General features: G+C 64.9%; 2 protein-coding genes and 2 pseudogenes. All 4 read right to left on the bottom strand.

Going from position 1 to position 3,377, the window contains the following annotated elements:
• Positions 1 to 174, bottom strand: a pseudogene (locus AC1DBQ_RS22520) (creatininase); the annotation flags it as partial.
• A gap of 59 nt (positions 175 to 233) precedes the next feature.
• Positions 234 to 1,664 (bottom strand): MFS transporter, encoded by a 1,431-nt coding sequence (locus AC1DBQ_RS22515; protein ID WP_476930628.1) that lies wholly within the window; start codon positions 1,662 to 1,664, stop codon positions 234 to 236.
• Between the two features lie 599 nt (positions 1,665 to 2,263).
• Positions 2,264 to 3,067, bottom strand: a complete 804-nt coding sequence (locus tag AC1DBQ_RS22510) for a creatininase (protein WP_476930627.1) — start codon at positions 3,065 to 3,067, stop codon at positions 2,264 to 2,266.
• 98 nt (positions 3,068 to 3,165) lie between these two features.
• Positions 3,166 to 3,377, bottom strand: a pseudogene (locus AC1DBQ_RS22505) (creatininase); the annotation flags it as partial.

Below are 3,377 nucleotides of genomic sequence, written 5' to 3'. Positions count from 1 at the left end.
GGTCAGGACGACGGCGTCCAGGTCCTTCTCTGCCATGATCCGGCGCAGTCCGCCGAGCCGCCGCTCAAACTYGGCGTTCGAGAACGTCAGCTTTTCCTTCTGCCCGTTGTGCAKAACTTTCAGACGCTCCAGCTCGGCGATGGACGAGGCGTTGTCGGACGTGGTGATGCTCATTATGGTGGTGCCTTTCTGCAGTGCTGTTCTTTAGAGGGGAAAATGAGGGCCAGCCGGGGCTACTCGTGGCGCAGCGGTTCCTTGCTGGTTTCACGGGAGAGCACGACGGCCACCAGGGAGATGGCTGCGGCGCCGGCCAGGTACCAGGCCGGGGCCAGGGGGTTGGCCGTCGCGGCGATCAGGAGGGTCGCCATGAAGGGTGCGGTGCCGCCGAAGAGGGCGTTGGAGAGATTGAAGCTGACGGCGAAGCCGCTGTAGCGGACGCGGGTGGGGAACATTTCGGCCAGGAAGCTCGGGAGCGTGCCGTCATTGAGTGTGAGCATGCCGCCCAGCAGGATCTGGACCAGGACGATCACCAGGAAATTCCCGGTGCCCAGCAGGGCGAAGGCCGGCACGGTCAGCACGATGAAGCTCAGGGAGGCGGCGATGAGGACCTTTTTGCGGCCGTAGCGGTCCGAGAGCATTCCGGTCAGGAAGATGAATCCGATGTAGGTCACCAGCGCGATGGTGGTTGCCAGGAAGGATTCGGCTTTCCCGAGGCCCAGTTCCGAGGACAGGTAGGTGGGCATGTAGCTGAGGATCACGTAGAAGCCGACGGCGTTGAGCAGCACGGCTCCGACCGCCTTCAGCAGCAGCCGCCAGTGCTTGCGGAACAGGCTGGACACCGGCGCCTTGATGGCGTGGTCCTCTTCTGCCAGCTCGCGGAACACCGGGGTGTCTTCGAGCTTGGTGCGGATGTAGCGTCCGATCAGGCCCATCGGGGCGGCGAGCAGGAACGGCAGGCGCCAGCCCCAGCTCTGCATGGCCTCGGCACTGAGCAGGATGGTCAGCAGGCCAGCGAGGAGGGAGCCCAGCAACAGGCCGGCGGCCGTGCTGGCGGGGACCACCGCGGCGTATAGGCCGCGTTTGTTGGCCGGGGCGTACTCCACCAGGAAGGCCGATGCGCCGGCGTATTCGCCCGAGGCGGAGAAGCCCTGGACGACGCGCACCACCAGGAGCAGGATCGGCGCCCACATCCCGATGGAGTTGAACCCCGGGATGAGGGCGATGCAGAACGTCGCTCCGGACATGATCAGGATCGACAGGGACAGTGCGGTCTTGCGTCCGACCCGGTCGCCGATATGGCCCCAGACGAAGCCGCCGAGCGGCCTTACGAGGAACGAGATCGCGAACAGAGCGAACGTCAGCAAGAGCGCGGTCTGGGGATTGGATTCGGGGAAGAAGACCGCCGCGATGGTTGCGGCCAGGTAGCCGTAGACGGCGTAGTCGAACCATTCGACGAAGTTGCCGATGAAGCTGGCGGCGACCACGCGCCGTCGGGTGTCCGCGCTGACGCGGTCGCCGCCGCCGTTGCCGGGTGCGGCCGGACCGCCCGGGGCGGTTCCGCCGCTCAACGTGTTGCGTCCGGAGGAAGTACTGCCATGCCCGTCATTCGACTCCGGACTGGTCACTCCCGCAAGAGTGGCGGGGGAGGAAGTTTCGTTACTCATGTGTCCACCAAAGGKTTTTGGAGTTGCATTCAGTGCAACGCTGTTGCATCAGATTAGGCGTGACCCATGACACAGTCAATGGGTTTTTGTTTCGATCGCCTGAATTAATTCAAGACATACTTATTAGCCATCCGCGCCGGGTGCCCCGCCCGACCGCAAATCACAGTTGCGCTAACTGAGACGTAGTTGCAGTGAAAGCGCAGGTCATGTCCCAKCTTGGGAAAAGCTTGGGCCCTGCGGCGACGCCGTTCCCTCCAGGGCGACGCGGTGGCAGACTGGGTGGACTATCGAGTGACTGGGGGGATCCACGTCAGGAGATCGTCATGGGCATCCGGGTACACATGCACACTGCGGGGCGGCGGCCGGAGGCCACGCCATGATGGCCGGATGGGCCTACCTTATGGCGGCAATCATGACAGTCGACTCGCTCCTGCTTGGATTGCTGCTGCTGAACCTGAAGTGGCCGAAGCGCTGGAAGAAGAACGGCTAAAGTTACCCAAGTCCGTCCGGACACACGAAAGCACCGCGGCGACGTGTCCCACCGCGGTGCATTCATGGTTGTGCATCTGATCGCGCTCGGCMGGGCGGCCGATGTCCGGCTACCCCGGAACGGCCGCCCCGACACGTTCGCGGACYAACTCGCGGGCGAGGTCGGCGGCCAGGTCCTCGACCACCTGCCCGTACAGCAGTTCACCCTTGGCGGCGCTGGATCCGGCGGCCGAGGAAAGGCAGCCGGTGGCCGGCGTGCGCTCCGGCACCACAGGGAGCCTGTCGAAGCGCGGCAGCACAGCGGCCGGGCCGTCCACCAAGCGGTCCATGGCAACCCGGGCCGGTTCGAGGTGGAGCATGAGCGATGTTTCCAGGACCCCCCCGTGCTCGATGTCCCACCCCGGGAATCCGTCCKGGTAGACCTCCGTCAACGTGTCCTGGCTGACAAAGTCCCAGTAGGAGAGCAGCAGCACGCTCTGCTCTGCTCCGGGCTTTAGCCCCAGATCTTCCAGGGCCAGGTCGATTCCCTCGTACAGGAACTGGTAGTTTTCGAAGTGGCCGTTGACAAAGACCACGTGCCGGACGCCCTGGTTGAGGAAGGACTTGACCAGGTTGCGCGCCACCCCKATGAGCGTGGCACCATCCACGCTGGTGGTACCGGAGAGGTGGTTGCCGCCCCCGGATTTCTGCTGCGACTTGTACCCGTACGCGATGGGCTGGGCAACGAKTGCATCCAGCCGCCTGGCGACCCCCTCCGCGAAGCGTGACGACAGAAGGGTGTCAGTTCCCAGCGGCAGGTGCGGCCCGTGCTGCTCCAGGGACCCGACAGGGATGAGGACGACCGCGTCCCCGGAGGCCAAGGCTCCCCGGTAGGCGAAGGCGTCCAGGTCTTCGAGAAATACTGACTGGTCCATGTTGGTGGTGCTCCTCGTTCATGGTGTGCCGGGAAGCGGCGCCACGGTGGGCGTGGCGCCGCTTCTGCTGTCCGCCCTTTTCAGGGGGTGTGGTGCGGTTAGGCGCCGATGATGTTGTATTCGGGGCCGAAGGGGAACTTCGTGATGTTCTCGGCTCCGTCCTGGCCGACCACCAGGATGTCGTGCTCACGGTAGCCGCCGGCGCCKGGCTGGCCGTCCAGGACGGTGATCATGGGCTCCATGGACACCACCATGCCGGGCTCCAGCACGGTGTCGATGTCCTCGCGGAGTTCCAGTCCGGCTTCCCGGC

Source organism: Arthrobacter sp. 10T413_2 (genome assembly GCF_056394205.1).
Note: the sequence above shows the minus strand (reverse complement) of the source record. Positions and strands in the feature narration are given on the sequence as shown.

What these genes read in the sequence shown, in the direction of transcription:
- AC1DBQ_RS22515 (WP_476930628.1), bottom strand. Translation starts at nt 1,664, where the DNA reads ATGAGTAACGAAACTTCCTCCCCCGCCACTCTTGCGGGAGTGACCAGT.